23 protein-coding genes are annotated in these 23840 nt (G+C 47.7%); 7 read left to right on the top strand and 16 right to left on the bottom strand.

Annotation, left to right across the window (positions count from 1 at the left end):
- Position 1: 1 nt before the first annotated feature.
- Positions 2-604 (bottom strand): ribosome biogenesis factor YjgA, encoded by a 603-nt coding sequence (gene yjgA / locus METMI_RS23715; RefSeq protein ID WP_019866334.1) that lies wholly within the window; start codon positions 602-604, stop codon positions 2-4.
- A gap of 65 nt (positions 605-669) precedes the next feature.
- Positions 670-1182, bottom strand: coding sequence for a DNA-deoxyinosine glycosylase (locus METMI_RS0110920; RefSeq protein WP_332248666.1), 513 nt, complete (start codon positions 1180-1182; stop codon positions 670-672).
- A 90-nt stretch (positions 1183-1272) separates the two neighbouring features.
- On the opposite strand from METMI_RS0110920, the gene rdgC reads away from it, so the two are divergent.
- Positions 1273-2181: a recombination-associated protein RdgC gene (gene rdgC, locus METMI_RS0110915; RefSeq protein WP_019866332.1), complete on the top strand. Its 909-nt coding sequence runs from the start codon at positions 1273-1275 to the stop codon at positions 2179-2181.
- Between the two features lie 67 nt (positions 2182-2248).
- On the opposite strand, the gene METMI_RS0110910 is transcribed toward rdgC, so the two are convergent.
- Complete coding sequence (locus METMI_RS0110910; protein WP_019866331.1) at positions 2249-2527, bottom strand: Lpp/OprI family alanine-zipper lipoprotein; 279 nt, start codon at positions 2525-2527, stop codon at positions 2249-2251.
- An 86-nt stretch (positions 2528-2613) separates the two neighbouring features.
- Positions 2614-3156 carry a L,D-transpeptidase family protein gene (locus METMI_RS0110905; protein ID WP_019866330.1) on the bottom strand — a complete coding sequence of 181 codons (543 nt, stop codon included), beginning with the start codon at positions 3154-3156 and terminating at the stop codon, positions 2614-2616.
- Positions 3157-3237: 81 nt separating this feature from the next.
- Here METMI_RS0110905 and METMI_RS0110900 point away from each other — a divergent pair, with 81 nt between their 5' ends.
- Positions 3238-4872 (top strand): alpha-D-glucose phosphate-specific phosphoglucomutase, encoded by a 1635-nt coding sequence (locus METMI_RS0110900; protein WP_019866329.1) that lies wholly within the window; start codon positions 3238-3240, stop codon positions 4870-4872.
- A gap of 183 nt (positions 4873-5055) precedes the next feature.
- Positions 5056-6111 (top strand): class I SAM-dependent methyltransferase, encoded by a 1056-nt coding sequence (locus METMI_RS0110895; protein ID WP_019866328.1) that lies wholly within the window; start codon positions 5056-5058, stop codon positions 6109-6111.
- Between the two features lie 159 nt (positions 6112-6270).
- Here METMI_RS0110895 and METMI_RS0110885 read toward each other — a convergent pair whose 3' ends face one another.
- The 3 genes from METMI_RS0110885 to rluD are packed head-to-tail and all read right to left on the bottom strand — an operon-like array spanning position 6271 to position 8772.
- Positions 6271-7101, bottom strand: coding sequence for a ZIP family metal transporter (locus METMI_RS0110885; protein WP_019866326.1), 831 nt, complete (start codon positions 7099-7101; stop codon positions 6271-6273).
- 5 nt (positions 7102-7106) lie between these two features.
- A complete protein-coding gene (pgeF, locus tag METMI_RS0110880; protein ID WP_019866325.1) occupies positions 7107-7841 on the bottom strand; it encodes a peptidoglycan editing factor PgeF in 735 nt (244 codons plus the stop codon).
- The gene (rluD, locus tag METMI_RS0110875; protein ID WP_029151623.1) at positions 7828-8772 is read right to left on the bottom strand and encodes a 23S rRNA pseudouridine(1911/1915/1917) synthase RluD; all 945 of its coding nucleotides are present in this window, start codon (positions 8770-8772) and stop codon (positions 7828-7830) included. The genes pgeF and rluD overlap by 14 nt, the downstream gene beginning before the upstream one ends.
- Before the next feature lie 119 nt (positions 8773-8891).
- Between rluD and METMI_RS0110870 the strand changes: the two genes are divergently transcribed.
- Positions 8892-9728, top strand: coding sequence for an outer membrane protein assembly factor BamD (locus METMI_RS0110870; protein WP_019866323.1), 837 nt, complete (start codon positions 8892-8894; stop codon positions 9726-9728).
- 77 nt (positions 9729-9805) lie between these two features.
- Here the strand turns inward: METMI_RS0110870 and METMI_RS0110865 are convergent, their stop codons facing one another.
- The gene (locus METMI_RS0110865; RefSeq protein WP_019866322.1) at positions 9806-10792 is read right to left on the bottom strand and encodes a PstS family phosphate ABC transporter substrate-binding protein; all 987 of its coding nucleotides are present in this window, start codon (positions 10790-10792) and stop codon (positions 9806-9808) included.
- Between the two features lie 383 nt (positions 10793-11175).
- On the opposite strand from METMI_RS0110865, the gene METMI_RS0110860 reads away from it, so the two are divergent.
- Complete coding sequence (locus tag METMI_RS0110860) at positions 11176-12789, top strand: OprO/OprP family phosphate-selective porin (protein WP_029151621.1); 1614 nt, start codon at positions 11176-11178, stop codon at positions 12787-12789.
- A gap of 173 nt (positions 12790-12962) precedes the next feature.
- Here the strand turns inward: METMI_RS0110860 and phoU are convergent, their stop codons facing one another.
- From phoU to hemB, 8 genes are all read right to left on the bottom strand, one after another.
- Positions 12963-13676 carry a phosphate signaling complex protein PhoU gene (phoU, locus tag METMI_RS0110855; protein ID WP_019866320.1) on the bottom strand — a complete coding sequence of 238 codons (714 nt, stop codon included), beginning with the start codon at positions 13674-13676 and terminating at the stop codon, positions 12963-12965.
- Positions 13677-13690: 14 nt separating this feature from the next.
- On the bottom strand, positions 13691-14524 hold the full coding sequence (pstB, locus tag METMI_RS0110850; RefSeq protein ID WP_019866319.1) for a phosphate ABC transporter ATP-binding protein PstB: 834 nt from the start codon (positions 14522-14524) through the stop codon (positions 13691-13693).
- Positions 14525-14527: 3 nt separating this feature from the next.
- Positions 14528-16183: a phosphate ABC transporter permease PstA gene (gene pstA / locus METMI_RS0110845; RefSeq protein WP_019866318.1), complete on the bottom strand. Its 1656-nt coding sequence runs from the start codon at positions 16181-16183 to the stop codon at positions 14528-14530.
- Positions 16180-18417, bottom strand: coding sequence for an ABC transporter permease subunit (locus METMI_RS0110840; protein ID WP_019866317.1), 2238 nt, complete (start codon positions 18415-18417; stop codon positions 16180-16182). The genes pstA and METMI_RS0110840 overlap by 4 nt, the downstream gene beginning before the upstream one ends.
- A gap of 210 nt (positions 18418-18627) precedes the next feature.
- Entirely contained in the window at positions 18628-19608 is a 981-nt protein-coding gene (locus METMI_RS0110835; protein WP_029151619.1) for a PstS family phosphate ABC transporter substrate-binding protein, read from the bottom strand.
- Positions 19609-19710: 102 nt separating this feature from the next.
- Positions 19711-20220, bottom strand: coding sequence for a SixA phosphatase family protein (locus METMI_RS0110830; protein WP_019866314.1), 510 nt, complete (start codon positions 20218-20220; stop codon positions 19711-19713).
- Positions 20217-21047 carry a shikimate dehydrogenase gene (aroE, locus tag METMI_RS0110825; protein ID WP_019866313.1) on the bottom strand — a complete coding sequence of 277 codons (831 nt, stop codon included), beginning with the start codon at positions 21045-21047 and terminating at the stop codon, positions 20217-20219. The genes METMI_RS0110830 and aroE overlap by 4 nt, the downstream gene beginning before the upstream one ends.
- Positions 21044-22051, bottom strand: a complete 1008-nt coding sequence (gene hemB / locus METMI_RS0110820; protein WP_040572785.1) for a porphobilinogen synthase — start codon at positions 22049-22051, stop codon at positions 21044-21046. The genes aroE and hemB overlap by 4 nt, the downstream gene beginning before the upstream one ends.
- 93 nt (positions 22052-22144) lie before the next feature.
- On the opposite strand from hemB, the gene METMI_RS0110815 reads away from it, so the two are divergent.
- Positions 22145-22789: an MlaC/ttg2D family ABC transporter substrate-binding protein gene (locus METMI_RS0110815; protein WP_019866311.1), complete on the top strand. Its 645-nt coding sequence runs from the start codon at positions 22145-22147 to the stop codon at positions 22787-22789.
- A gap of 71 nt (positions 22790-22860) precedes the next feature.
- A complete protein-coding gene (gene cmoB / locus METMI_RS0110810) occupies positions 22861-23835 on the top strand; it encodes a tRNA 5-methoxyuridine(34)/uridine 5-oxyacetic acid(34) synthase CmoB (protein WP_019866310.1) in 975 nt (324 codons plus the stop codon).
- Positions 23836-23840 lie beyond the last annotated feature (5 nt).

The raw sequence follows: 23840 nt of genomic DNA, 5'->3' as shown, positions 1-23840 counted from the left end.
TTCAGTCCGCTTCATGGCCTTCGTCCTCATGGTTTTCGCCACCAACCCCGTCGCCTACCTCACCGGCAAAATCAAATAGGGTTTTAAGGTAGCGGTATAACAGGCGCGAAGACTTTGGAGGCTTACCTGTTTCCGCTTCTTTTTGCGCATTGCGGATCAATTGCCTTAAGTGCTGCCGGTCTGCCTGGGGATATTCATCCAGCAACTCGCCCAAAGCTTCATTCGTTTCCGCCAGCAAATGGTCACGCCAACGCTCAACAATGTGATGCTCCCTAACCCCGTGGGCGCTTTTGTTTTCTATGCGGGCAAGTTTTTCCATAAAACCTTCGACATCAATTTTATGGAGTTGCCCGGCGATATATTTCAATAGCCGTTTCCTGGCGCCCTTATGCGGCATCCCTGACACTTCTGTCACTGCCTTATGGATGTTTTCAGGCAATTCCAAAGTGCCCAATTGCGTTGGCGACAATTCTGCCATTTTTTCAGCCAAGTCAAAAAGTGCCGATATTTCTTTTTTTATCTTCGTCTTGTTCGGGCGGACCGCATAATAAACAATTTCGCCATCATCGTCATATTCGTACTCGTAATCGTATTCTTCATTCATAACAAACCAAAAAGTAACCCAACTGCCAGCCTGTGCCAGCTAAAAACGCCCTACTTTATCACAGTCTATTTATCCGCCACCCCTTTAATCACCTCCCATGCGGCGATTTTTTGCGGCACGGTCAATGAGGCGTATGCCGGGCTGGTCGACGGCAAACGTTGGTAATGCAGATGGAGGAAATGTTCTTGTAAGGCGGGCAACACATGCAGGCGGTACATTTTTTCCGCCATGCCGCCGTTAAAATAGACCCTGGAAATGCCTGGATGGCGCGTGTAAAAACCATCAAAATCATTTATTTGAATGCTCTTCATGTCAATATTGGCATCAAGGCTGCCGGGGCGATAACAACTTCGCAAAACATCCCAAAGCGCAATATGGTTTGCCAACAAAAGTTGTTGGCGCTGCGGATAACCCAATCCGCCGCCCCCACCAAGCAACGCCCCCATGATGGGCCAAAAGGCATTTCTGGAATGGGCATAATATTCTTGCGCCTGTAATGACGCGACACTGGGCATTGACCCTAAAATCAGTACGGAGGCCTTATCATCGGCAATCGGCCCAAACCCATCATTCATCATCAACACCTTCCGGTTTATAAATTTTCATTTTTGCAGATTTAAATTTGCGATAATACCGGGTCATTATTTTTACAGGATATTAGTCTCGCCATGTGGTTTAAAAATCTTAGCATTTTTCGTCTTACTGAAGCCTTTACATTATCGCCCGAAGAACTGGAGCAAAAACTCGCCGCCCTATCATTCCGCCCATGCGGCCCCCATGAGGAATCATCTTTCGGCTGGACTTCGCCAATAGGCAAAAATGGGCAGCAGTTGGTGCATAGCAGCAACGGTTTTATGATGCTGTGCGGTAAAAAAGAAGAACGGGTACTGCCATCGTCAGTCCTGAATGAAATGGTTCAAGAAAAAATTCTGGATACAGAGGAAAAACAGGGACGGAAACTAAGCAAAAAGGAGCGTACAGCGGTTAAAGACGAACTGATTTTTGAATTATTACCCAAAGCTTTTACTTTTTCCCGAAGAAGCTATGCCTACATAGATCCCAAAGGCGGCTGGATTATTGCCGATGCGGCTTCGTCGAAAAGCGCCGAAGACCTATTGAGCCTGTTGCGCAAAGCCTTGGGTTCACTGCCCGCCGTCCCGCCCAATACGCTCAACAAACCCATCGCCACCATGACGCAATGGTTAAACACACAGCAAACACCCGATGATTTAACGATTGAAGATGAATGTGAATTGCGCTCGCCAGAAGAAGCGGGGGCGACTATCCGCTGCAAACGCCATGATTTGGCGTTGCCGGAAATCAAAAACCATCTCGATACAGGCAAAGAGGTGATTAAACTGGCGGTCAATTGGGCCGACCGCCTCGCGTTTATTGTTGACGAACATCTTGCCATTAAACGCTTACGTTTTTTGGATTTGGTCCAAGATCAAGTCGCCGAGATCGAAACCGACAGCGACGCCGAAAAGTTCGACGCCGATTTTTCAATCATGTCACTGGAGCTTAGCCATTTTCTTCCCCGGTTAATGGAATTGTTCGGCGGTGAACAGCAAACGTAAAAATACGGCATAAAAAAAGCCCGATGGATAACCATCGGGCTTTTTTATTAGTTCAATAATTAATGACTTATTTCATCATTGATTTTTTGAACATGCTGTCCAATTTGCTGCTAGTTTCTTGGGCATATTGGGCGGCACGGTTAGCAGCAGACTCAGCAGCAGCAGCTCTTGATGCAGCATCGTTAGCGGCACTTTGTGCACTTGCAGCGTCAGAAGAAGCTTGTGCAACAGAAGTTTTCAAGCTGTCAATTTGTGATTGCAGATTGTCAATATCTGAGCTGCTTGCGCAACCAACAACCATGCTAACAGCCAATGCTATCATTGATAATTTCACTACTCTTTTCATATCATTTTCCTAAATTTAAAGTTATTACAACAAAAAAAACTTACACCTGAGTGTAATTTTATCACCGATTACTGCATTTTCCAGCTTTATTTTATCTTTACTACTGTTCCTGTATCGACAAGCTGGCTTAAATGATCAATCTGACCATTAGTCAGAGCGATACAGCCGTGCGTCCAATCAAAGGATTTATGGACTCTTTCATCCGCACGCCCCAGTCCGTGGATACCAATTTGCCCTCCTAAAGGCGTGTTTTGCGGCGGTATTTGATTATTTACGTGTGCAGACACAATTCGATAATAAGTAGGCTCGTCGATGATATGGTGTGCAAATGCTTTTTGTGCATCGTCAACCGAGGGATAGGTTAAACCAAAAAAGCGGCGAAAAGAAGATTTTTCACCTATCCAGCCTATTTTGTAACTCCCATGGGGGGTAATATTGTCACCCCGATGCGACTTCAATCCAGCCCCCCCCCGACCAATGGCTATGCTCTCCAGCGTTTCGATGGTTTGCTCGCCTTTTTTGACTTCGATTTTACGGGCTTTAGTATCCACCAGCAACCAAACGTCATTACTTGCAGAGACCGCGACGGAAAAAAAACTACAACACAGTATTGAAAATATTCGTAACATATAACTTCTACTAACGTTTACACTCGAAAAAAAAATTTTAGTGTACTTAAGACACCAGGCAACAACCGAAAAGGGTTCATTATGAAAATAGAAACGATCACAACGCATCCCTATAGTGACCAAAATCCCGGGACATCAGGGCTACGAAAAAAAGTAAAGGTCTTTCAACAGCCGGGATATTTGGAAAATTTTGTACAGTCAATCTTTGACTCTTTAGAAGGTTTCGCCGGAAAAACCCTAGTACTAGGCGGCGATGGACGTTATTTTAACCGGGCCGCCATACAAATCATCATAAAAATTGCTGCGGCCAATGGTTTTGGAGAATTGATTATAGGCCAAGGGGGGTTATTATCAACACCTGCGGCATCAAATATTATCAGAAAATATCAGGCCTTTGGCGGCTTAATTTTGTCGGCAAGCCACAATCCAGGCGGCCCTGACGAAGATTTTGGCATTAAATACAACGTCGGGAACGGTGGCCCCGCCCCGGAAAAAGACACCTTGGCATTTTATCAGCGTAGCCAATCTATTAACAATTATAAAACAATAATCATAGATGACATTGATTTGGATAATATTGGCGAACAACACATTGGCGACCTGAAAATCAATATCATTGATCCGGTCAGCGACTACGCCGAACTGATGCAAAGCATTTTTGACTTCCCCTTGCTTAGACAAAGCATTAGCGCCGGCTACATCACTTTGCTGTTTGATGCGATGCACGCCATCACCGGCCCCTATGCCAAACGCATCCTAGTGGACATGCTCGGCGCCCCGGCGGAATCGGTCATTAACGCCCAACCGTTGGAAGATTTTGGCGGCCATCATCCTGACCCCAACCTCGCCCATGCGCATGAACTGGCTGAAATCATGTTCAGCGACCACGCCCCAACATTTGGGGCCGCCTCGGATGGTGACGGTGACCGCAACATGATTACTGGCAGCCAAATTTTCGTCACCCCCAGTGACAGCCTTGCCATTATGGCGGCGAACGCACACTTGATCCCCGCTTACGCCCAAGGCTTAAGCGGCGTCGCCCGTTCCATGCCGACTAGCCAGGCGGTTGACCGGGTGGCGGCAAGTTATGGTATCCCGTGCTACGAAACCCCAACGGGCTGGAAATTTTTTGGCAATCTTTTGGACGCTGGCAAAATCACCCTATGCGGCGAAGAAAGCTTTGGCACAGGTTCCGACCATGTCCGCGAAAAGGATGGCTTATGGGCGGTTCTGTTTTGGCTAAACTTAATTGCCAGAAGACGGCAACCCGTGGCTGACATTGTCCACGGACACTGGCAAAAATTTGGCAGGGACATCTATTGCCGCCATGATTACGAAGCCGTGGAAACACCGATTGCCAACGCCCTTGTTGAGCATCTGCGCGAGCAATTGCCGAAACTGCCGGGTCAGGAATTCGGCGAATATACGGTCAAATTTGCCGATGAATTTTGTTACGAAGATTCTGTAGATGGCAGCATCAGCCGCAACCAAGGCATACGGGTAGGTTTCACCAACGGCTCGAGGATAGTGTTCCGTTTGTCCGGCACCGGCACGGTAGGCGCCACCTTAAGGATCTATATCGAGCGCTTTGAACCCGACGCAAGCCGTCAAGACCAAGACGCGCAAGTGGCTTTGGCGGAATTGATCGGACTGGCCGAACAGTTTTGCGAAGTGAAAAAACGGACCGGCAGGGACGCACCTAACGTTATAACCTGATACGGCACTGTGGGGCATAGGGTAGAGGCGTAGCATCCCCTACCCTAAACGCCACAATACTTATAACTTGGCAGCCCAAACTACGGAAACACCAACCGCCCCATCAAGACAATGGTTTTTTAACCAGCATCCGCATTTACGTAAGTTAGGCAAATAGCTTTTCAACTTTTTCCGCAGCCTCCCATGAAATCCAGATTACGGTACAACTTTATCTATTTAATGTATTGTTTATACGAATTGCGTTACGGCAAAATTTTGCTAAACAATTACGGCTATTTCCCAACAGCCATAACCGAAGAAAATGCCCACCAACTGCAATTTTATGTTGAATTAATGAAAGCGGGCGGGGTGCCCCGTACCGAAGCTTTAAACTTATGTGAAATAGGTTGCGGGCAAGGGCATGGCAGTATGTACTTATTGCGCAACTACTTGGATGACGGATGCCATTTTAACGGCTTGGACGCATCCGAAGCCGCGATTTTTTATTGCAAACGCAAACACCGTAAACTAAAAAACGCCGTATTTAAGGTTAACCGGCAGGGCATGCCCTTTGCCAACGATACGTTTGACGTCATTTTGAGCGTGGAAACTGGCGTGCCGCGTTTCAACGACCAATTGCGGGAAATCTACCGTAGCTTAAAACCTTCCGGGTCATTCATTTTTTATGAAACCTATGACATGGAGAATAACCCGGCCACGGACGCCCAACTCAGCCGTAACGGGTTCATTATCATAAAAAAAATTAATGTCACCCCGAATATCGTTGAATCATTGATACACGATAACGAAAGGAAATTAAAGCTTCTGCGCAAATTATGGTTTTTGCCCAAAAGAGTGATGGCTTATTTAAACAACTATAGCTGTATGGTGGGATCGAAAAGGTTTGAACGCTATTACAGTAACCGTCGGAACGGTTTCATTTATGTCTTGGGCAAATTGCCCGAATTGGTCATCGGCCACATTGAAATGTGGGATGGGCAATATTTAAAGGGCTGGGCATATTGTTCCAACCAGAACGGGCCTGCGGATTTGCGTATCCTCGTCAATGGAATGGTGGCGACCGAAACTGTCGCTGGCTTATCGCGTAGTGATGTGGCCGCTGTCTATGGCCCCAAAGGCTTAAATAGCGGCTTTGCCGCCCCATTAGACTTGACCCAGGGTGTAACTTATAGCGTACGGGTCATTTACCCGGAAACTGGCCAAGAAATTTCCAACAGCCCTTTCACGATAAATGCCTAGGAAAACCTGCCGTCCGTATGACCCCTTCGCCTATCCCTGTAGGGTCTTGTCGAAGCACGGGTGGCAGAGCCATAAAATCAAAAACACAAAAATCGTCTTCAAAAAACATCACCATGGCGGCCCCTATGGGCAAACGGACGTAAGGTGCTGAAAACAGCATTAACCCGCCGACTCAAAATGATGGACAACATTATGCAAATAGCTGATCAACAACACGCCCGCCGCGATCAAAGCAATTTGCTCCAATGAGGCTTTCATATCGGTTTTTTTATGCAGTGACGGGATCAAATCCGCCACGGCAATATAAATGAAGCTGGATGCCGCCAAGGCCAGAAAATACGGCAAACTGTCGTGTAAATTTTCCAGGCTATAATACGCCAACACGCCACCCAAAACGGTGGTCAAGCTCGCCAAGATATTGTAAAAAAGGGCTTTGCTTTTGGAATAGCCGCTTTCCAACAAAATGGCAAAATCCCCTACCTCCTGCGGGATCTCGTGCGCCGCCACCGCAAGGCTAGACACTATGCCCAATTGCACATCGGTCAAGAACGCCGCCGCGATTAAAATGCCATCAACAAAGTTGTGGATACCGTCACCTAAAATGATCAGCACGCCTGCCGATTTTGCGCCATGCCCATGATGATGGCCGTGGCCATCATCATGATGCGGCTCTTCATCACCATGCGCTTCACAACTGCCGTAATGGCAATGCCGCCAAATCAATAATTTTTCCAGCACAAAAAAGCCCAATATCCCCGCCAAAATCGTGGCCGACAAGGGTTGGAACATTGCCGGACTAACTTCCGCAAAAGCTTGCGGGATCAGGCCGTAAAAGGCCACGGTCAATAACGCACCAATCGCAAAGCTAATGCCATGCGGCAATACCGCCGCCCTCTGTTTATCGGGCAACAGCAGGAAGACCGCTGCCGCCAATACGCTTAACAAACCGCCGATGGCGGTAAATATGACAATCAATAACAATAAATTCACTACTGTCAGGTTCTCCAAATGAGTGTCGCCATGCGTCCAGTGGCTGGGTCACGGCGATAAGAAAAAAAGCGTTCCTGCTCAGCGACCGTACAAAAACCACCACCATAAACCTGGGCAATACCCAATCCCGCAAGCTCCAGACGCGCCAGCTGATAAATGTCGGCCAACCATTTGCCGTTTCCCCGCGCCTTAAAGGCAAGACAGTAGCTATCGGATTTTGCAGTGAACGCCTCACGCACTTCCGCACCGACTTCAAAACTTGAAGACCCTATCGCAGGCCCCAACCAAACCAGCACATCATGGGTTCTCATGGCAGCGAGGGTGTTACCGATAATGCCTGCCAATAATCCGCGCCATCCCGCATGGATGGCGGCAATTTTCTGCCCATCACGGGAGCACACCAGCACGGGCAAACAGTCGGCGGTCATCACGGCACAAACAATCCCGGCTTGGTCGGTAAAACTGGCATCGGCAGGCTCGGGCAAATCCACGCTGGCGGCATCAACAACCCGGTCACTATGGATTTGTGCCAACCATTTCGGCTCGCCGGGCAAATTCAGCATGGCCTTAACCAGACTGCGGTTTTGCCTGACCGCCTCCTCTTGGTCACCAACATGCAAGGCAAGATTCAAGCTTTCATAAGGGGCAAGGCTCGAACCGCCGCCACGCAAGGTAGTTGCGGCAAATACGTTGTCCGGAGCTGGCCAATCGGGAGCCAACCAAGAGCTATTCTTGTTCATTGTCGGCCAAAGCCTCCAGCAGCTCGACCATATCATCCGGCAATGCTTGCTCCCATTCCATATACTCGTCAGTCACAGGATGCACCAAACCCAATTTCGCCGCATGCAACGCTTGCCGCTTGAAGCCGCGCAAGGCATTTTCCAGCCGTTCACTGCAATCGGGGGGCATCTGGAAACGTCCGCCATAAACCTGATCGCCCACCAAAGGAAAGCGGATATGCGCCATATGCACCCTGATCTGATGGGTACGGCCAGTTTCCAGCTTCACCTGAACCAAGGTATGGCGGGTGAAGCGTTTCACCACCCGATAATGCGTCACCGCAAACTTGCCGGATTCCCTGACCACATAACGCAAACGGTCTGACGGATGCCGGCCTATCGGCTCATCGACCGTGCCGCCAGCCGTCATACGCCCACGCGTAATCGCCAGATATTCGCGATGGATTTCCCGCTCTTGTAATTGCCCGGTCAGGCTATTGTGCGCCTGCAAGGTTTTGGCAATCATCAACAAACCGCTCGTATCTTTGTCGATACGATGGACAATGCCCGCACGCGGCAGGGTGTCCAAGCCCGGCTCGTGGTGCAACAAGGCGTTCACTAAAGTGCCACGCCAATTGCCTATCGCCGGATGCACCACCAAGCCCGCCGGTTTATTGACGATCAGCAAACTATCATCTTCATAAACAATGTCGAGCGGGATATTTTCCGGCTCCGAAGTGATCACCACTTCCGCTTCTGCATCCAAGGTGATTTCCTCGCCACCTTCCAGTTTATCTTTTGCCTTAAGTATCAATCCATTAACTTGCACACGACCAGATTTAATCCAACTTTGTAACTTACTTCGCGAATATTCGGCAAACAATTCCGCCAATATCTGATCAAGGCGCATGCCCGCCATTTCGTATGGCACTTCTGCCGTTAATTTTGTCATAACAAATCTTCTGAATAACCTTTTGTTAAGTTATACTCACGGATTACCTAGACTACTCCACACTATCGCAGCCAATCCAGCGAGAAAAACCCCCAATATTACAACGTGTCGTTAGAACTATGCGATTAATTTTAATAAAATTTTTTATCATCTTCAGTTTAGGGCTATCCTTACAAGGATGCGGGGTATTCGGAGATTCGGCCGATGAGGCCAATCCAGAAAATGAATATGCGGGCTGGAATACTGAGAAATTCCGCACCGAAGCCCAAAAAATGGTGGATGCCGGAAATTACGAAAAGGCCATTAAGCTATACGAAGCCTTGGAATCCCGTTACCCTTTCGGTGAATCATCCGCACAAACCCAGTTGGATATAGCCTACGCTTATTTTAAAAATGCCGAACCCGAATCGGCAATCGCTGCCGCCGACCGATTCATTAAGATGAATCCGCGCAACCCCCATGTCGATTACGCGTATTATTTAAAAGGCTTGGTAAATTATAACCGTGATATAGGTTTTATTGACCGGTTTTTACCAACGGACACCTCGCAACGGGATCCAGGCAGTGCCCGCGAAGCCTACCGTAATTTTGAAGAACTCATCCGCCGTTACCCAGGCAGCCGATATTTGGCTGACGCCAGATTACGGATGATAGCGCTTAAGAATAATCTGGCGATGCACGACGTGCATGTGGCACGCTATTACATGAAAAGGAAAGCCTATATCGCCGCAGCCAACCGCGCTTCCGGTGTCGTTGAAAATTACCAGCGGACACCTGCCGTGCCTTATGCCTTGCAAGTTTTAATGGAAGCCTACACCGAGCTGGGCATGAAAGAACTTGCCGATGACACGAAGCGGGTTTATGAACAAAATTATCCAGACGGCCCGCCTGTGCCTGAATTCAAAAACATGACTTTCTCCCACAGGCTTTGGGATTTTATTGGTTTTGACAAATAACCGCCAACGAAACAAAAAAGGCAAGAAATGTTAAATCTCTTGCCTTTATTTTTTAGCTATAAAAAACCAATTTCTTGTTATTTAAGGGTAGCCATGATTTTGCTGACAATTTTCGCTGGCAGTGGGATATAACCGTCTTTTATGACTACTTTTTGCCCTGCTTTAGACAACACCATTTTAATGAATTCGTTTTCTAACGGCGGCAAGGGTTCGTTAGGTTTCTTGTTGACGTAAACAAATAAATAACGGGTCAATGGATAGCTGCCGTTAATTGCGTTCTCTGGAGTTGCTTCAACAAAAGGCTGCCCGGCTTTTTTAGCCAAAGGCACCATTTTGACCCCGGATGTGCTGTAACCCATGCCGGAATAACCGATACCATTTGCGGATGATGTCACAGACTGCACAACCGAAGCAGATCCTGGCTGTTCGTTGACGTTGCTTTTGAAATCACCTTTGCAAAGCGCATGCTCCTTAAAGTAGCCGTAGGTTCCAGAAACTGAGTTGCGCCCATAGAGCTGGATAGTTTTTGTGGCCCAGGCCGCCACTCCGGCATCGCCCCAGTTTTCAATATCCTTTTCATCCCCACATTTGTGGGTGCTGGAAAAAATGGCATCCACTTGTTCAATCGACAGGCCTTTGATAGGGTTGTCTTTGTTGACCAATACCGCTAAGGCATCTATTGCGACGGGGACGGCGGTCGGTTTGTAACCGAACTTATCTTCAAACGCTTCCAGCTCATCCTCCTTCATTTCCCTGCTCATTGGCCCTAAATTGGCTGTGCCTTCCGTCAAAGCCGGAGGTGCTGTCGAAGAGCCCGCCGCTTGGATCTGAATATTGACATTAGGGTATTCACGATTGAATTCTTCTGCCCAAAGGGTCATTAAATTTGCCAATGTGTCAGAACCGACACTGGATAAGTTACCGGAAATCCCAGTGGCTTTCTTATATTCAGGTAACCCGTCGTCAACTGACTGCACGGCATTCGCCGTAGCGCTAGCCAATGTAAAACACGCAAAGCCCATCGCAATCACCAAGGACTTCGTTTTAAAAAATACTGTCATCATCAACTCTCAAAAGTAATATAAATGTGGAATACAGGCACAAGCATAGAGACTTAATATGACAAAATTATGACAACTTTTTTGCCAATAACAACAAAATACAAATATATAATAATCAATTAGTTAAATAACAGAAATAGAAAACATCAACCACTAAACTATATATGTTAATTTATTTAAAAATCAATAAATTATAAATAATTCCTTTATTTTTGAAATTTATTGCCGATCAGAAAAAAATATATCTTACTGTTATTATTGAATAATATTTTTCATAGGCAGACCCACCCACAAAATGTCATAAAACTGTAATATATTAGTAACATTAATGTCATATTTACCCCATATTCTTGCTCAAATTTTTTGATAACCACCAAGAGCAAAACATGACATTATCTAAACTAACTTTGGCTGTAGTTACTGCATTAGGTGTCGGCGCATCTTTTCAAGCAAAAGCACTGGATCTGTATATGGATAACAAAACCAAACAACTTTACGCAGAACCGGGAGCCAACCGCACTAAGTTAGGCTCATTCATCAAAGTCGAAGACAACGCCCCTCCCGCAACAGATAAAGCCGCATTAGACGAGATGCGTCAGGATTTGGAGAAAAAGACCAACGAAATTGAAGTCCTGAAAGAACACGTCTTTGAACAGAAAAAAGATGCGGCAGAAGTCAAACTAGGTGAAAAAGGCTTGGAATTTGAAAGCAAGGACGGCAATTTTAAAGCCGCCATTAATGGCCGTATGCAAGTTGATTCGCAGGTTAACGTGGATGGCAACAACCCCGCACCCAATGCGGCGACCGCTACCACCAACCAATTGGCCGACAGCACGAATATACGCCGCGCCCGTTTAGGTATTGAAGGGACTTTTTTCAGAAATTACGACTATAAGTTTGAATATGACTTTAGCCGTGGCAATGGTACGGTGGCGGCTGGCATTACTGATGCGTACATCAACTGGAAACTGTTTGAGCCTTTCGGGGTCAAGGTCGGCCAGTTTAAAGAACCTTTTAGCTTGGAAGAAGCCACAAGCAACCGCTTCTTGACATTTATTGAGCGTAATATGTCGATCAATACTTTTTCTGACAACCCCAACGCCTATAAAGTGGGTCTTGGCGCCAATTACAACCATGAGCGGTTTGCATTGATGGGGGCCGTGCAAACTGAACCTGTGGGCGGCGGCTGGGCTTACAACACCTCAGTCAATAGCAATAATACCAACACATCAGGTACAAACAGCGTAGGCAATGGCAACAACAACCGCAACAATGGCAGCGGGGACACGGGCTGGGATGTAACCGGACGCATAGTGGGCCGCCCTTGGCTACATAGTGAAAGGAAATTCCTACATGTTGGCGCTTCTGGGTCTTACCGCTCGGTGAACAATAATTACTTGGGCGATGGCAGCTTTAGCAACGGCGGCATGAATTTCACATCGACCCCAAATGCCAATGTAGACCGCACCGCAATATTGAATACCGGCAATTTGACTAACGTCAAACTGGGCACGGAAGTCGACGACATCACGCGCTTTGCCTTGGAGTCGGCCTTGGTCTACCGTTCATTTTCAGCCCAAGCGGAATATTTGCAAACCAATATTTCAGGAAAAGGCTACGGGAGCGGGGAAACCTTAGATGGCTATTACGGTTATGTCAGTTATTTCCTGACTGGTGAATCTCGCGCATATAAAGCAAAAACGGGGGCATGGGATAGGATCAAACCTACCCATAATTTCGATATGAAAAATGGTTGGGGAGCCTGGGAATTGGCTCTAGGTTATGATTACTTAAATTTAACCGATAAGCTAATCAAAGGCGGTGAAGCCGAAACCATTAAAGCGGCTTTAAACTGGTATCCCAATTCACACATGCGTCTGATGGCTAATTTTGTGCACGTTTTGGATATTAATACGGCAAGCACGAGCAACTCAAGATCTGCCGCATTTAATGGCGCTGACCTTGACATGCTGGAAGTACGGGGACAGGTGGATTGGTAAAAATGAGGGGATACAAAACATCTTTTTGTGCCCCCCAATGGACACTAGAACAGAAACTGTTTTAAAGCCTTTTGTAGACCGGATTCGCTTCGCGGTCTACAGCCCCGACAATCCAGCCGGGAAACGGCGGTTTCAAGCAGAACAGCTGTATATAACCGCCACCTAAAGGAGGCCTAGCCTTTCATTTTTTGTTCCAGCTCTTGTTGGCTCAAATGCCTGACAGCCTCACCTTTGACCATAAAAACCAAATGTTCACAGATATAACAAGCATGGTCGCCAATGCGCTCCATAGCCCGGACTGTCCATAATACATTTAAAGTCCGCGTGATGTTTCTTGGGTCTTCCATCATGTGGGTGATCAACTGCCTGACAATGCTGGCGTATTCGCGGTCTACATTCTCATCTTTGCCCGTTATCATAGTGATGTCGTCAATGGACATCCTCGCAAAAGCGTCCAATGCGCCATGCAGCATCTCTTTGACCAAATCAGCCATGTGCTGAAGTTCGTAATACTGGTCATTCCTACCTTCCGTGTCAGAAAGCTGGATCGCCATTTTTGCGATCCTTTCAGCCAAATCACCAACAATTTCCAATTCGTTGATGACCTTAATGACGGTCAATAATAACCGCAAGTCAAAAGCGGTAGGCTGCCGTAATGCCAAAATCTGTGTGCATTCAATATCCACTTCCATTTCCATGGCATCGACTTGGTTATCTTGTTTGATAACCAATTCGGCCATTTCCATGTCATTGGTGGTGAATGCCTGAATGGCCAACTCTATCTGTTGCTCAACCAATCCCCCCATCGTCAAGACTTTATTGCGTATGTCTTCAAGTTCCCTATTGAATTGTCCGGATATATGATGGCCGATTTTGCTATTATCCATAGTTATGCTCCTGATTAACCGTAGCGACCGGTAATGTAATCTTCGGTCTGCTTCTTTTTGGGGTTAGTGAACAATTCACTGGTAGTGCCCATCTCGATCAATTCCCCCATATACATAAACGCCGTATAATCAGAAACACGGGCGGCTTGCTGCATATTATGGGTAACGATGACAATCGTATATTTTTCTTTCAATTCGTTAATCAACTCTTCAATTTTGAGCGTTGAGATCGGATCCAGAGCAGAAGCGGGTTCATCCAATAACAAAACCTCCGGTTCGATTGCTATCGCCCTGGCTATGACCAAACGTTGCTGCTGGCCACCCGACATCCCTAAGGCGTTGTCATTAAGGCGGTCTTTCATTTCATCCCAAAGCGCCGCACCCCGCAAGGCATTTTCGACGGTTTCTTCCAATATCCGCTTATCGTTAATACCTTGAATACGCAAACCATAAGCAACGTTTTCAAATATGGACTTTGGAAATGGATTGGGTTTTTGGAACACCATGCCAACCCGTCTGCGCAATGCCGCAACATTGACGCTTTTGTCGTAGATATTCTCATTATCCAGCAAAATTTTGCCTTCTATCGTCACATGGTCGACCAAATCGTTCATGCGGTTAATACAGCGTAACAGGGTCGACTTACCGCAACCACTGGGGCCGATGTAAGCCGTGACTTTTTTCTTGGGCATTTCCATGTTAATGCCATGCAACGCCTGTTTTTCACCGTAAAAAAGCTTTAAGTTTTCTACCCTAATACTGACATCATGTGTTTCATTATGTTTGACACGATTGTTCAAAACTGAATTGATGTCAATCGCATGAGTGCGTACTTCTTGTGCTGTCATTTTTTAACCTTCCAATGCTCGGTATTTTTCACGGAGATGATTTCTAATGAGGATCGCTGACAAATTGAGCCCCAAAATCACCACGACCAGTAATAATGATGTTGCATAGACCAAAGGCCGTGCCGCTTCCACATTAGGGCTTTGAAAACCGACATCATAGATATGAAAGCCCAAATGCATAAATTTTCTGTCCAAATGTAAGAACGGAAAGTTGCCGTCAAGGGGCAGGGTCGGAGCCATCTTTACAACACCAACCAGCATCAGCGGCGCAACTTCGCCCGCTGCACGCGCCACGGCCAAAATCAACCCTGTCATCATAGCCGGGCTAGCCATCGGCAAAACCGTCAACCATAAAGTTTCAATTTTTGTTGCGCCCAACGCCAAGCTACCTTCGCGGATAGATTTGGGGATACGCGCCAAGCCCTCTTCCGTTGAGACAATAACAACCGGTAATGTCAATAAAGCCAATGTGATTGAGGCCCATAGCAAACCTGGCGTACCAAAAACGGGGGCGGGGGCGGCTTCCGGAAAAAACAACTGGTCTATGTTGCCGCCAAGTATGTAGACAAAAAACCCAAGGCCGAATACCCCGTATACAATTGATGGGACACCCGCCAAATTGTTGACGGCAATTCTGATCACGCGGGTTATAAAACCTTGCTTGGCGTATTCACGTAAATAAACGGCGGCGATGACACCGAACGGCGTGACAATGACCGACATCATCATCACCATCATAACTGTGCCAAAAATAGCCGGAAAAATACCGCCTTCAGTGTTTGCTTCACGCGGGTCATCAGCGAGGAACTCCACTAATTTGCTCCCATAATGCGCTATCTTAGCAAAGAGGCCCATATTATTAGGTTGGTAAATCCTGACCACCTTGGACAAGGATATGTCAACTTCATTACCACCATCTGTTTTTAACGCTAGGCTATCTTGCCTGATTTTTTGATACAAGGCCTGCAATTTTGCCTGGTAGGATTTATATCGCTCTTCATAAGTTGCAGTTTCAATGGTCAAGCTTTTTTGTGCCCCGGCGTCCAGGCTATTTGTTAATTGCAAACTTTTTTGCTTCAGCCTCAAGCGCTCCAATTGATAATTTACCGCACCAATCTCTTTTTTCTCGATATACGTAATTTCTTTAAAAACAGCCAACGTAGACTCAAGTTTTTGCAGGGCAACAGCGACGGCGTTTTCACCCGAAGCCACCACTTTGCCATTTTCTTTTACACTGACCAGTTGCCCATAAAAATTGCCCCATTCACGCCGCTCTATGACCAATATTGCCATAGGCGTTTCCTGTTGCTTGATTTTACGCGCTTGTATCCAACGGAAGTCAGTCCCTGTCACGTCCCGGTTACCGGTCTTGATCAAATACTGCACCAGGGCATCTTCGTTATCAGCCATAACGTGTCCGGTGGCTTTTGCCATAGCGGCGGGCGTGACACTGCTGTCGACTTGTTCGCCAATGATCGTCTCCAATCGCCCTTCATCATTCTGATAGCTAAATTGGATAACCTCCGATGGCCAAAAGTGGCCGATACCACGCACGGTAATCAATCCCAGCACGGAAATAATCATAATCAGACAAATACTGACTGCGGCGGCATTCAGCCATATCCAAGGCGCCCCTGTTTTGAACCATTCTTTAATCATAATGAACTATATTTTTCGCGTAATCGCTGACGGACAACTTCCGCGAGCGTATTAAAAACAAAGGTGAAGGCAAACAATACCAAAGCCGTCAAAAACAGCACCCGATAATGGGTGCTGTCAACTTCGGATTCTGGCATTTCTACGGCGATGTTAGCCGCCAATGTCCGCATACCCTGGAAAATGCTCAAATCCATCACAGGTGTATTGCCAGTCGACATTAACACGATCATAGTTTCACCCACCGCCCGTCCGAAACCAATCATGACCGCAGAAAATATGCCTGGGCTAGCGGTGAGCAACACCACTCTGGATAAAGTTTGCCAAGGGGTTGCCCCCAATGCCAGGGAACCAACGGTCAAATGTTTAGGGACACTGAAAATGGCGTCTTCAGCAATGGAAAATATCGTCGGAATAACCGCAAACCCCATAGCGACACCCACCACCAAAGCATTCCGTTGATCGTAACCAATGCCAAGTTCGTCTTTAAACCATTCCCGTAAACTACCGTGAAAAAGAGCGGCTTCAAGAGGGACGCTGATGGAAAAAGCCAACATACCGGCCATCAATATGAGGGGGATTAACAATACGGCATCTGAGCCGTCAGGGATTTTTTCAAGGATAGATCTTGGCACAAACTGCCAAAAATAAGCAAATAGCATGATCGCCAACGGGACAACCAAAAACAACGAGAAAAATCCCGCCAAATGCTCTTCAATAAACGGCGCCAACCAAAGGCCCGCCAAAAACCCCAAAATCACTGTCGGCAGCGCGCCCATCAATTCAATGATAGGTTTTACATACTGGCGCATCTGTGGGTTCATAAAATAAGCGGTATAAATTGCCCCCATCAAAGCCAGTGGCATTGCCACCAGCATGGCGTAAAACGCCGCCTTTAATGTTCCGAAAACTAACGGGATCAAGCTGTATTTTGGTTCGAAATCATTGTTTGATGCGGAGGATTGCCAAATATAATCGGGCTTTGGATAACTTTCGTACCATACCTTCTGCCACAAAGCTTTTAATGAAACCTCAGGATGTTCGTTCTCAACCGCCCAGAAATAAATTTTGTCATCTGGCGACTGCATCAACAAAGCATTGGCGCGCGGGGACATCGCAACATCCGTTAAAGAATCGGCGACATGCTCCTTAATCAGCTCTTTCTCTGCCGTTGAATGGTATATGCCAATATTACCGGCAGCGTCTACCGTTAAAAAGCCTTTACGGCGTTGTTCAGATTTTAGGGCAACGATTGCTTTATCTGAAACCTTGAAAACCCTTATTTTTTGCATGGACGAATGGTTGGAACTGTCCCTTACCATGCTCCATTGCGAGACTAAGCCAGTGGAATCACCCATCATGAGCGAAAGGTCACCGTTTAAAAAGGCTATGCTGGTAATTTTCTGTCCCGCTCCGACCACATTCTGTGCTTGTTTAAGGACAGGGGTGCTTTTGTCGCTAATATCATAAAAGTCCAAACGGCCTTGGCTACCAAGCAAATAAAGGTAGCTACCATCTTTGTCGATCAAAATATCCTGGACACCCGTGTCGGGCGGGTTTAATACCGCGTCGCTACGGGTCAGCGTGGCTTCATCCGCAAACAAAGCCTGTTCTTTCTGGAAACTACTTAGGAGAATTTTAGCCGCGGTTTTAGCAACAACAGTCGTCGAGCCGTCGCTGACCTGGGCGGCAATTGTTTCCAATGCCGCATGGCCGTCATCAAGCACCAACGGCTGTTCCCCCATGGGATAAGCCAATGACGGGGTAATGACTTTTTGATTGTTTACATAAGTGACTTTATATTGGTGCTTAACAAGAACCGCACGCCCGTCAGACAACCCATAAATGACCACCCCTTCATTGAGCGGGGTGGCTTGTGCAAAACTGGTGATTTGGCTCCCTGCAGGAATCGCCACCGTTTGGTTGGTAATCGTCTTACCGGTCGCCACGTCAAAAAAGACGATATGCCCGGTCTCCGTAAAGCGGGCGGCAACTTGATTTTGCTCCTCCATGTCCAGCAACAAGGTCTTGCCTAATGTTTTTTCAGGGAGCGCATATTGGCTGACCGGCTCGGCGGTGGCGGACAAAAACAGCGGGAACACCACATACAGCAAATAAAAGAAAATCATGACAACAGCAACAATAACCCCCATACCGCCGGCTATCACACCATATCGCGCCAAGTTATCTTTTATTAAACGCCATTGCTGGTAATAGGAGCCGGATGATTTTTGCATAACGGAGGTGGGAATATTTGTGTTTATTTCAGACATGTTATGACGATTATAGGAACAAAATGTGACAATGATATAACAAACGGCATAAAAAAATGGCTGGCGCTTTGTCAAACAAAGCCCAGCCGCCTTTTTCCATTAGCCCTTATTTTAAAACAACCTAAAGCTATTGTCTTTGAAATCGTAAGCTTAATTATATGCCAGATCTTTCAATTATTTTAATGTTGCCAAAACCTTTTTGATCACTTTGGCAGGTAAAGGGATATAACCGTCCTTTATAACAACTTCCTGGCCCGTTTTCGATAACACCATCTTTATAAATTCATTTTCTAATGGCGCCAAGGGTTGGTTAGGTTTTTTGTTGACATAAACATACAAATAACGGGCTAGCGGGTATTTGCCAGCCAAGGCGTTTTCCGGTGTGGCGGCGACAAATGCCTTAGTGCCTTTTTTCGCCAACGGTACGGCTTTAATGCCTGAAGTGACATAGCCTAGGCCGGCATAACCGATGCCGTTGACCGAAGTGGTCACTGATTGGACGACCGAGGCTGAACCTGGCTGCTCGTTCACGTTATTTTTGAAGTCACCTTTACATAAAGCGTGTTCCTTAAAGTAACCATAAGTCCCGGACACTGAATTACGCCCATACAACTGGATGCTTTTACCTTTCCAGCTAGCCACCCCCGCGTCGCTCCAAGTAGCAATATCGGTGCCGTGGCCACATTTACGGGTTGATGAAAAAATGGCATCCACTTGATCCATCGACAACCCTTTAATGGGATTATCTTTGTTGACAAAAACCGCCAAGGCATCAACGGCGACTGGAATGGCGGTCGGCTTATAACCATATTTGCCTTCGAAAGCCTCAAGCTCGTCATCTTTCATTTCACGGCTCATAGGCCCGAGGTTTGACGTGCCTTCCGTCAACGCAGGTGGTGCGGTAGACGATCCTGCGGCTTGGATTTGGATATTGACATTAGGGTAGAGGCGGTTGAACGCTTCCGCCCACAATGTCATTTGGTTCGCCAAAGTGTCAGAACCCACACTGGACAAATTGCCCGAAACACCACTGGCTTTTTGGTATTCTGGAACACCCGCATCAACCGATTGGACAGCATTGACGGCACTGGCAAACAGCGCCGATACGAAACCCATCGCCAAAACCAGCGACCTTGCCTTAAAAGATAAATTCATTATCGACTCTCTAGTAAATTAATATGCATTAACACTTTATATAAATACCTGTGCAGCATATTGACTTTATATGACAAGAATATGACCATCAAACGCTTACTTTCAACTTAATGAGCTTGCGTGGGTCATCGCAAGCAACTGCGCACAATTGGCGGGCAAGTGGCTCCAGTCCGCGGGCATATGCAACCTCACTAGCGCGGCGGTAGGCATCATCGGCCCGGCACTAGCGGGCAAGTGGCCAATACCAACAAGATAAGCCAAAAGATCTTCAAAATCCGGGTTATGCCCCACTAACAGCACACACCCCGGCGATACCGGAATATCCGCCAACACTTTTTTTAAGCCGACAATGCCTTGGAAATACAATCGCCCGTCTTGTTGTAATGACGGTTTTTTCAAACCCAGCGTATCCGCAATAATGCCCGCAGTACCTAAAGCCCGCTTGGCTGGTGAGGAAATCAAAATATCCGGGCACAGCCCTTCTTGTTTAAGCCATAAGCCCATGCGCTTGACATCCCGCTCACCTTTGGCGGTCAAACAACGGTCAAAGTCTGCAATATCACCGTTGTGTTCGGCCTTACCATGCCGTAATAGCCATAATTCCCTATTCATGACATCCCCCGTTCCGCATTCAACAACTCAATCAAGGCATGTGTGGATGGCCTGACCCCGCGCCAAAGATAAAACGCGGCGGCGGCCTGTTCGACCAACATACCCAAGCCATCAAGGCTATAGAACGCGCCATTTTCCCTACCCCAACGGACAAAAGCGGTAGGTTGGTCGCCATAGGCAAGGTCGTAACACACCCCTTGCGTGGCCAGCACCCCCTGAGGCAAAGGCGGCAACTCCCCGCTTAGGCTCGCCGAAGTCGCATTAAGGATTATGTCGAAAGCCTGTCCGCCTAAATCGGCGTAGCCGCAGCCGCTGATTACCCCAATATCTTGAAACTCCGCCGCCAACTCAACCGCTTTTTCAACAGTACGGTTGGCAATCACCACGGTTTGGGGCGAATACCCTAGCAATGGCGCGATGATGCCGCGGCTTGCCCCGCCCGCCCCCAGCAATAAAATCCGGCTGCCTTTCAAATTAAAGGCATGGTTATCAAGCAAATCCGTCACCAAACCACAGCCGTCAGTATTGTCGCCCAGTACCGAACCATCCGCTTCCAATTTCAGTGTGTTGACGGCTTTTGCGCGTTGTGCGCGTATTGTTTTTGTGTCCGCGAACGCAAACGCCAGTTCTTTTAACGGCACGGTACAATTTAAACCTAAGCCACCTTGGGCAAAAAAGGCCTTGACACTGCCAACAAATTGCTCGGGTGCGACTTCCTCAGCCGTGTAGCTAAGTTGCTGCCCGGTCTGTCCGGCAAAAAACTGGTGGATACGAGGGGATTTGCTGTGCCCGATAGGTTGACCGAAGACGGCATAACGGTCGGTCATGATCCATCCCTGAGCCATTGGGCGACGGCTTTGGCAAAGTAGGTCAAAACCGCATCGCTGCCCGCCCGTTTAAAGGCAAGCAAGGATTCCATCACCACGGCTTTTTCGTCCAGCCAGCCATTCATCGCCGCGGCCTTTATCATGGCGTATTCGCCACTGACCTGATAGGCAAAGGTAGGTACGCCATAGGTTTCTTTTACGCGGCGGATGATGTCCAGATACGGCATCCCGGGCTTGACCATGACCATATCCGCGCCTTCTTGCAAGTCCAATTCAATTTCACGCAGGGCTTCGTCAGTATTGGCGGGATCCATTTGGTAGCTGTATTTGTTGCTTTTGCCCAGATTGCCCGCCGAACCAACGGCATCCCGGAACGGCCCGTAAAAAGCTGAAGCATATTTGGCGGAGTACGCCAAAATCAGGGTATTGATAAACCCCCCAGCTTCCAAAGCTTCCCGGATCGCGCCAATACGCCCGTCCATCATATCGGACGGGGCGACGATATCCGCCCCCGCCTCAGCATGGGATAACGCTTGCTTGACCAGCACGGCGACGGTTTCATCGTTGGCGACATAGCCGCTACCATCCAACAGGCCATCTTGCCCGTGGACGGTAAAGGGGTCGAGAGCGACGTCGGTGATGATGCCCAACCCAGGTACAGCCTGCTTTAAGGCGCGGACACTTCGCTGCACCAACCCGTCGGGATTATAAGCTTCCGCCGCGTCCAGGGATTTTTTGTCAACGTCAATCACCGGAAATAAAGCGATGGCCGGTATGCCCAAACCATAAATTTCCTGAGCTTCTTGCAGCAACACGTCCAGCGACAAACGCTCCACCCCTGGCATGGACGCGACACTTTCACGCAGGCCATTGCCTTCACGGACAAACAGGGGATAAATAAGGTCATCCGTGCATATCCGGTGCTCGCGCATCAAGCGTCTGGAAAAATCGTGATAACGCATTCTTCTCATACGGGTGGGAATTGTAATGTTATTATAGGCCATCTGATCAGCTGCTCTTCGGGTTGATAATATTTTCAAGAAACTAAATTCGTTTTAAATTGACTTAAGTTTTCACGCTGTATTTTAGAGGATTTTATGAAGGCTAAACACACTATATTATTTACGTTATTGGCATTATTGTTGACGGTTGCCCCCCTGGACAGATTGATGGCGGCGGATTTGTTGCCTCCGCAACAGGCGATAGAAACGGCTTCCGCACAATTACAATCCCAAATGCAGGAAAAAGGCTTCACCAAGGATTTTGCCAAAATCAACCAATTTGTAAACCAAGTCATTTACCCTCGTGTCGATTTTGACCGTATTGCCGCATTAGTGCTGGGCAAATTATGGAAAACGGCCAGCGTTGACGAACGCGCCCGTTTCAAACAAGAATTCCAAACCTTATTGGTGAGGACTTATTCCCGCGCTTTTGTTGAGTTTAAAGAATGGACCGTGCGCTTCTTGCCGCTGGACATGGAATCTGGTGCGACCAAAGTGGTCGTCAAAACGGAAGTGTTGCAACCTGGCATGCAGCCTATCGCCATTGATTACCGCATGGCGTTGCATGAAGGCCAATGGAAAGCCTATGACATCATGATTGAAGGCGTAAGCTTGGTCACCAACTACCGCACCACCTTCAATAACGAAATGCAAACCAAAGGCTCGTTGAATGCCGTCATCGACAGCTTGGCAAAACGCAATATCGAAGCATTGTCTGCAAAACCCGAAAAAAATTCCTGATTACGTAGCGCCTAAAACTTTCAGGGCCATACGCCCTGAAAGTTTGAACAATCCCGCCATAGTTAACCGTCATGCCAGACTATCAAGCCTTATTCCATGACCTGCAAGAAGCCAAAGCCGAAGCTTGGGCCGCGGCACTGGCGCAGCAACTACCCGATGCATTCGATGCCAGCAAGCATGGGGATCTGGTAAAGTGGCAAAACGTCATCAATGCAATTCCTGAATTGCCGCATAGCCATATCCGACTCAATGCCGATGCCATCCAAATAGGCTGCGCCGGGGATTTGACATTATGGCAACGGCAAGAACTGGAAAAACAGCTAAAAGCCTTGCACCCTTGGCGTAAAGGCCCCTATCAACTGTTTGACATTTATATTGACACCGAATGGCGTTCCGATTGGAAATGGCGGCGCTTACAAGACCATATCACGCCGCTCGCCTATCGCCGCGTCCTAGATGTCGGTTGCGGCAATGGTTATCACTGCTGGCGGATGCTGGGGGCGGGTGCGAAAATGGTGGTTGGCATAGACCCGATGCTGCTGAATGTCATGCAATTCCAAGTGGTCAAAAAATTGCACGGTACCGCCCCGGTTTATGTCCTGCCCTTGGGCATAGAAGACCTCCCCCCCAACCTGCAACTGTTTGACAGCGTTTTTTCCATGGGGGTGCTGTATCACCGCCGATCACCCATCGAGCACCTGCTCGAACTGAAAGCCTGCCTACAAAAAGGTGGTGAATTGGTCTTGGAAACGCTGGTGATAGACGGCGGCTTGGGTGACACCTTGTTACCCAAAGACCGCTATGCAAAAATGCGCAACGTCTGGTTTTTGCCCAGTTGCGACACCTTGGTGAGCTGGCTGCAACGTTGTGGCTTTATTAATGTCCGTGTGGTGGATGTCACCGTCACCAGCACCGATGAACAACGCAGCACCGAATGGATGCGCTTCCATTCATTGCAAGACTTCCTTGACCCGGACAATCCGCAATTGACCATTGAGGGGCTGCCCGCCCCTAAACGGGCGATTGTTATTGCCAACAACATTTAGACTTG

It is taken from the genome of Methylovulum miyakonense HT12 (assembly GCF_000384075.1).
Taxonomy (GTDB): domain Bacteria; phylum Pseudomonadota; class Gammaproteobacteria; order Methylococcales; family Methylomonadaceae; genus Methylovulum; species Methylovulum miyakonense.
This window is presented reverse-complemented; position numbering and strand designations above follow the sequence as displayed.